Genomic DNA, 6826 nt, shown 5'->3' on the forward strand with positions numbered 1-6826 from the left:
ATAAACATCTTCCACATTTTTCACCTTTCAAGTAATTGCAAAATATGAATGTGTTATAACACACATCTAGGAGGATATTTATTATGGAAACAGGTACAGTAAAATGGTTTAACTCAGACAAAGGCTTTGGCTTCATCACTGCAGAAAACGGAAACGATGTATTCGTACATTTCTCAGCTATCCAAGGTGACGGCTTCAAAACTTTAGAAGAAGGTCAAGCAGTAACTTTCGAAATCGAAGAAGGTCAACGTGGCCCTCAAGCAACTAACGTTACTAAAGCTTAATTAAACAATACTGACTCAAAAACCTGACGTTAATCGTCAGGTTTTTTTTATAAAAAAAAGAACAAGAAAACCTTCTGAAACTAAGTGCTTCCTCTATTTTTTTTGAAGAGTTTTCGTTATACTGAAGAGGAAAAATGTTTTAAAGGAGTTTATTTATGCAATTTTATGGTGATTTAACCTTTTTAGGTGTTTATTTATTGGGTCTCTTTTTCATTCCCTCGTGGCGGAAAAAGAAAAAAGAACACGATTGGTTGCCGTGGATGTTTGGCTGGACCGTCTTTATGTTCTTCTCATATGTTTTATATTTAGAAATCATTCGTGGCACAGCCTTCTTTTTAATTCCCATTGCTTTTTTTGGCTTGTTTGCGCTCTTCTACTTCAAAGAAAAAAGGCGTTTACTGAATGGAACATTATTTAATATTTTTCTTGTGGTTCTAGCGACTTATTTAGGGATTACTGCGATTCGTACAAACAACTACTTTCTAATCACCTTAGCAATTATTGCCCTGCTGGCAATTTTTATCGCTTTGGCTTTAGGACTCTATGCCTTAATTATTTTCCTCTATTGGAATGCGGTCGTTGTTATGAGAAAAGAAGGTCGGTCTCTAGGGAACTTGTTGACATTGTTGCTAGCAATTGGCTTAACATTACTATTAATTTATAATTTCTTTTTTCAATCGTTGTTACCAACTTGGCTCTCCTTACCCTTAACTATTGCGCCATTTATTTTGACTTATTTCGCGTTTGTTTTTTATAATTTTTTAACTGTTTCTACGTTGTATCAATTTAATCAGCCAAAATATACACAGGATTATATTGTTGTGTTAGGTTCGGGGTTAATCAATGGTGAGATTGTGCCGCCGTTATTGCAAGCCCGTATCAACAAAGCCATTCAATTTTACAAGGCTCAAAATCGCGCAACGTTAAATCCACCAAAAATCGTCATGTCTGGTGGCCAAGGCCCTGATGAATTACTTCCTGAAAGTGTCGCGATGAAAATGTATGCTTTGACACAAGGTATTCCTGATGATGATATTTTAGTAGAAGCTCATTCAAAAAACACACTAGAAAATATGCGTTTTTCCAAAGAAACAATGATTGAGGATTTTGGAAATGCTAATTTCCAAGCCATTTTTACTACAAACAATTATCACCTTTTCCGAGCGGGTCTTTTCGCTCGAATGGCTGGCTTAAAAGCTGATGGCATTGGTGCAAAAACCGCTTTTTATTTTTTACCTAACGCGTTTATTCGAGAGTTCATCGCCATTGTAGTGATGTACAAACGCCGCCATATTATTGTTTGTGGCCTAGCTGCCATCGGTATGGTTATGTTATTCTTAACAGGATTGATTATTCAGTAAAGAAGGAGTTTCCCCTATGAGTTTGTATCAAAAATTTATTCAAAATGAACGTTTGCGACGTTTTTGCGTCCTTGCTTTGATTATTTTTGTGCTTTATTTATCCAGAAGCATGATTACAACAATTCTTTTAACATTTATCTTTACCTATTTAGCTGTTCGTTTGGTCCATTTTGTTCAACGCTATATGAAAATCCCGACGATTGTCATCGTTCTCTTAACCTATGCATTGGTTGTTTTTCTAATCTATTTAGCGATTACTAAATATGTTCCCGTTCTAGTTAACCAAACGACTCAAATGATTAATTCTGTAGTTGATTTTTATCAAAGTCCACATACAGATACAAATCAAGTATTGCAATTTATTGATCAATACTTGGAAAAATCTAACTTACTCTCTCAACTCCAGAATGGTGCTTCAATGATTTTACGCTACATTCAAGATATTGGCGCTGTCGGTTTATCATTTGTCATGTCCTTTATTTTAAGTTTCTTCTTTATGATTGAGAAGAAGCAAATGGCCGATTTTTCTAAGTTATTTTTAAAAAGTGATTTTGATTGGTTTTTTCAGGATATCTATTATTTTGCCAACAAGTTCGTCAACACATTTGGTGTCGTAATGGAAGCTCAGTTTTTCATTGCTGTGGTGAATACAGTCATTACTACCTTGGCCTTGGCGATAATCGGCTTTACTCAGTTACCTAGTTTAGCCATTATGATCTTCATTTTGAGCTTAGTCCCAGTTGCTGGTGTGATTATTTCCTGCATTCCGCTAAGTTTCATCGCTTATTCCCAAGGTGGCTTGAACGATGTGATTTATATCTTAGCTTTAATTACAATCGTCCATTTATTTGAATCTTACGTGCTAAATCCTAAATTCATGTCTAGTAAAACAGAGTTACCAATCTTTTATACGTTTGTCATTTTATTAGTTAGTGAGCGTCTCTTTGGTGTATGGGGACTTATTGTAGGAATCCCTGTGTTCACTTTCTTCTTAGATGTCTTAAAAGTAAAACCAATTCGTGGCCTGAAACGGCTACCTAATGTGAAAAAAAATAGTTCAGCAGAATAATTTCTGCTGAACTGTTTTTTTATTGTTTTCTTAAATCATTTAAAATAGCCATGGCTCGGTCTTGGTTCATCGTTTTTTGACGTTTTAATTGTTGAGCGACTGCCTCAACTTCTTTACCAGTAGCTCCGACCGTCATCGCTAAAGAACGTGCTTGTAGAGCCATGTGTCCTTTTTGAATTCCTTCAGAGACTAAGGCCCTTAACGCCGCTAAATTTTGTGCCAAACCAACAGCCGCTACTACTCGACTTAGTTCTTTTGCATCCGTCACTGCTAACAAATCAGCGGCTGCTTGAGATTTAGGTAAGACTTTTGTGGCACCGCCAACCGTGGCTAAAGCAAGCGGAACTGAAATTTCACCAATTAGTTGTTCGCCATCCAGCGTCCAACTAGTCAAGCCTTGGTAGCGACCTTCCTTCACCGCAAAAGCATGACAAGAAGCGCTAACAGCGCGTGTATCATTTCCTGTAGCTAAAACTACAGCTTCAATGCCATTCATGATCCCTTTGTTATGCGTGACTGCCCGATAGGGATCTAATGAAGCATAGCGTGAAGCTAAAACAATTTTTTCAGCAATTTCCCGGCCATTGATCCCCTTACTTAAACGTGAAACTGGAATAGCCGTTTTCATCGTAACAACCGACTCCGTTGCGTAATTACTTAAAATACTGAATAAAATCTTTTGCTCCGCAAACCATTCACGGAACAACTCGGCCACACCTTCCAACATAGCGTTAACGATATTTGCCCCCATTGCATCCTTAACATCTACTAAAAAGTCGACAGATATAAATGATTCATCAAAAGCACGATACTGCAAATCTCTTAAGCCGCCGCCGCGTTTAACGATAGATGGATAACTTAACTCTGCTTGTTGAAAAATTTCCGCTTCTCTTACTTGTAGTTTATCAATCAATGACTCGGGATTTACAACATCGTAAAAAACGATTTGTCCACGCATTAAACGTTGTTGATTCACTGTTTTAAATCCTTGTGCTATTTTTGCACCATTACTCAAAGCCACAATCACTGAGGGCTCTTCTGTCGCCATTGGTACCAAATAATCAGTTTCGTCCACTGTTAAATGTAAGCCAACGCCCATCGGCACTTCTGTTTCACTGATTTGATTTTCAATCATATGATTGGCAATCTGCGAAGATAAAGCCGTATTTTCAAATTCTTTTTTTGTATCAGCAGAAATCTGGCCTTCATTAAGAAGCGAAGCCAGGCGTTCCTCAGGACTCATTTGATAAAATCGGCTGTTTTTTTTTTGCTGAGGTCTCTCTAGTAGCATAGCGAGTCCTAAGCCACCGCCGATACATAAAGAAGCCACTCCATATTTCTTTTCTTTTTGATTTAATTGATAACTTAAACTTGTTAATAAACGAGCACCTGTGGCACCAATCGCATGACCTAATGAAATACCGCCACCATAAATGTTAACCTTCTCCTCTGGTAAAGCCAGCTCTCTTTGGACCACAATTGAAGTTGCTGCAAAAGCTTCGTTGATTTCATACAGATCAATTTCTTCCGTAGTAAGTTGATTCCGCGTTAACAGTTTTTGAATGGCTTTAATCGGCGAAATCCCCATATAGGCTGGATCAATACCGACTTCCACACTGTCTCGAATAATAGCTAAATAAGGAAGACCGTGTGCTTCGGCATATTCTTGTGAAGCAATAATCAAAGCAGAAGCTCCATCATTAATGGTTGATGCATTCCCTGCTGTCACGGTACCGTCTTCTTTAAAAACTGTTTTAAGCGTTCCTAGCTTCTCAACGCTCGAATTAGGGCGAATCCCTTCATCTTTCTCTACAAGCGTTCCTGACACTTCTAAGGGGGCTATTTCGTCAGCGAATATCCCTTCTGCTTGTGCTTGAGCTGCTTTTAATTGTGAATGTACAGAAAATTGATCTTGCTCTTCTCTAGTTACATGATACTTTTCGGCCACATTTTCAGCAGTTAAGCCCATTGCTTGATCACTAAAGGCATCCGTTAACCCATCATACATCATACTAGAAAAAGGCGCATCATAGCTTTCTGTTTCGTAATTAAATCGTTGTAATTTAGGTGCTTGGGACATATTCTCAATCCCGCCAGCAATTAAAACTTCCGCTTCCCCTAATTGAATCAATTGTTTCGCCAAAATAACGGCTTTCATTCCTGATCCGCAGACCTCATTAACTGTCATTGCGGGAATTTCATGAGACAAACCGCTGTTTATTGCTATTTGTCGTGCGGGATTTTGGCCATTTCCAGCTTGTAAAACATTTCCAAAGATTACTTGATCAATTTCTTCAGAAATAGTGGAATGTCTTTTTAAAAGTTGTGTTGTAACATGTGTTCCTAAGTCTACGGCACTTACTTGACTTAAGCTGCCTTTATATTTTCCAATTGGTGTTCGTAATGCATCAATAATAACTACTGTTTTCAACTAAATGCACCTCCATCTTGAAATATATCATAAAATCCCAGAATCACAAGTGCCAATTACTGAATGTTAACAGACTTATAAGATATTTTTTAATAATCTATGAAGTTAATACAAAAATTCCCCATTTTGGTTCATTTCGTGCTATTTTATATAATGAATCTATTTATCGTAAAGGAGTTAAAGAAATGACAATTGGGATTGATAAAATTAGTTTTTTTGTGCCCCCTTATTATATTGATATGACGGCACTGGCTGAAGCCAGAAATGTAGACCCTGGAAAATTTCATATTGGTATTGGGCAAGACCAAATGGCGGTGAACCCAATCAGCCAAGATATTGTGACATTTGCAGCCAATGCCGCAGAAGCGATCTTGACCAAAGAAGATAAAGAGGCCATTGATATGGTGATTGTCGGGACTGAGTCCAGTATCGATGAGTCAAAAGCGGCCGCAGTTGTCTTACACCGTTTAATGGGGATTCAACCTTTCGCTCGCTCTTTCGAAATCAAGGAAGCTTGTTACGGAGCAACAGCAGGTTTACAGTTAGCTAAGAATCACGTCGCCTTACATCCAGATAAAAAAGTCTTGGTCGTAGCGGCAGATATTGCAAAATATGGCTTAAATTCTGGCGGTGAGCCTACACAAGGAGCTGGGGCGGTTGCAATGTTAGTTGCTAGTGAGCCGCGCATCTTGGCTTTAAAAGAGGATAATGTGATGCTGACGCAAGATATCTATGACTTTTGGCGTCCAACAGGCCATCCATATCCTATGGTCGATGGTCCTTTGTCAAACGAAACCTACATCCAATCTTTTGCCCAAGTCTGGGATGAACATAAAAAACGAACCGGTCTTGATTTTGCAGATTATGATGCTTTAGCGTTCCATATTCCTTACACAAAAATGGGCAAAAAAGCCTTATTAGCAAAAATCTCCGACCAAACTGAAGCAGAACAGGAACGAATTTTAGCCCGTTATGAAGAAAGCATCATCTATAGTCGTCGCGTAGGAAACTTGTATACGGGTTCACTTTATCTGGGACTCATTTCCCTTTTAGAAAATGCAACGACTTTAACCGCAGGCAATCAAATTGGGTTATTCAGTTATGGTTCTGGTGCTGTCGCTGAATTTTTCACTGGTGAATTAGTAGCTGGTTATCAAAATCATTTACAAAAAGAAACTCATTTAGCACTACTGGATAATCGGACAGAACTTTCTATCGCTGAATATGAAGCCATGTTTGCAGAAACTTTAGACACAGACATTGATCAAACGTTAGAAGATGAATTAAAATATAGTATTTCTGCTATTAATAATACCGTTCGTTCTTATCGAAACTAAGTATTTAAATCCCCCGATTCAATCAACAAAAGAGCTAGACATTCAAGCAAAAACTTGAATGTCTAGCTCTTTTTATGAAAGCCAAACTTCTTTGACCCCGTCTGTCACGGCGATACCATCTGTCAAAGCTAAACGTTGTGAATAAGAAACGTAGCCATAATAAACATCAACACCGCCGCCATTGTTCCAAGTAACAGTGATTTTAACATTTGGAGTAATCGATTTTGTAGCTGGTTGGGTCGTCGGGCGATAACTAGTCGTATCATAACTTAAAATAGTGCCCGAAGCTCCACTTATTTCGGCTTTTCCTGTGTAAATTTCGCCATTCGTATTCGTCTGCGTGA

At 38.2% G+C, this 6826-nt stretch carries 5 protein-coding genes and 1 pseudogene; 4 read left to right on the top strand and 2 right to left on the bottom strand.

What is annotated here, in order from left to right; translation table 11 throughout:
- Window positions 1-83 precede the first annotated feature (83 nt).
- From KQI94_RS01985 to KQI94_RS01995, 3 genes are all read left to right on the top strand, one after another.
- Complete coding sequence (locus KQI94_RS01985) at window positions 84-284, top strand: cold-shock protein (RefSeq protein ID WP_002357750.1); 201 nt, start codon at window positions 84-86, stop codon at window positions 282-284.
- Between the two features lie 155 nt (window positions 285-439).
- Window positions 440-1645 carry a YdcF family protein gene (locus KQI94_RS01990; protein WP_002382277.1) on the top strand — a complete coding sequence of 402 codons (1206 nt, stop codon included), beginning with the start codon at window positions 440-442 and terminating at the stop codon, window positions 1643-1645.
- Window positions 1646-1661: 16 nt separating this feature from the next.
- Window positions 1662-2714 carry an AI-2E family transporter gene (locus tag KQI94_RS01995; RefSeq protein ID WP_002357754.1) on the top strand — a complete coding sequence of 351 codons (1053 nt, stop codon included), beginning with the start codon at window positions 1662-1664 and terminating at the stop codon, window positions 2712-2714.
- Between the two features lie 19 nt (window positions 2715-2733).
- Here the strand turns inward: KQI94_RS01995 and KQI94_RS02000 are convergent, their stop codons facing one another.
- Entirely contained in the window at window positions 2734-5145 is a 2412-nt protein-coding gene (locus tag KQI94_RS02000; RefSeq protein WP_002390162.1) for a hydroxymethylglutaryl-CoA reductase, degradative, read from the bottom strand.
- Between the two features lie 185 nt (window positions 5146-5330).
- Here KQI94_RS02000 and KQI94_RS02005 point away from each other — a divergent pair, with 185 nt between their 5' ends.
- The gene (locus KQI94_RS02005; protein ID WP_002357756.1) at window positions 5331-6482 is read left to right on the top strand and encodes a hydroxymethylglutaryl-CoA synthase; all 1152 of its coding nucleotides are present in this window, start codon (window positions 5331-5333) and stop codon (window positions 6480-6482) included.
- Between the two features lie 72 nt (window positions 6483-6554).
- On the opposite strand, the pseudogene KQI94_RS02010 reads toward KQI94_RS02005, so the two are convergent.
- A pseudogene (locus KQI94_RS02010) lies at window positions 6555-6826 on the bottom strand (hypothetical protein); the annotation flags it as partial.

It is taken from the genome of Enterococcus sp. S183_ASV_20 (assembly GCF_018919685.1).
Taxonomy (GTDB): domain Bacteria; phylum Bacillota; class Bacilli; order Lactobacillales; family Enterococcaceae; genus Enterococcus; species Enterococcus faecalis.

Coding starts and splice junctions, on each gene's coding strand:
- KQI94_RS01985 (WP_002357750.1), top strand. CDS start 84: ATGGAAACAGGTACAGTAAAATGGTTTAACTCAGACAAAGGCTTTGGC.
- KQI94_RS01990 (WP_002382277.1), top strand. CDS start 440: ATGCAATTTTATGGTGATTTAACCTTTTTAGGTGTTTATTTATTGGGT.
- KQI94_RS01995 (WP_002357754.1), top strand. CDS start 1,662: ATGAGTTTGTATCAAAAATTTATTCAAAATGAACGTTTGCGACGTTTT.
- KQI94_RS02005 (WP_002357756.1), top strand. CDS start 5,331: ATGACAATTGGGATTGATAAAATTAGTTTTTTTGTGCCCCCTTATTAT.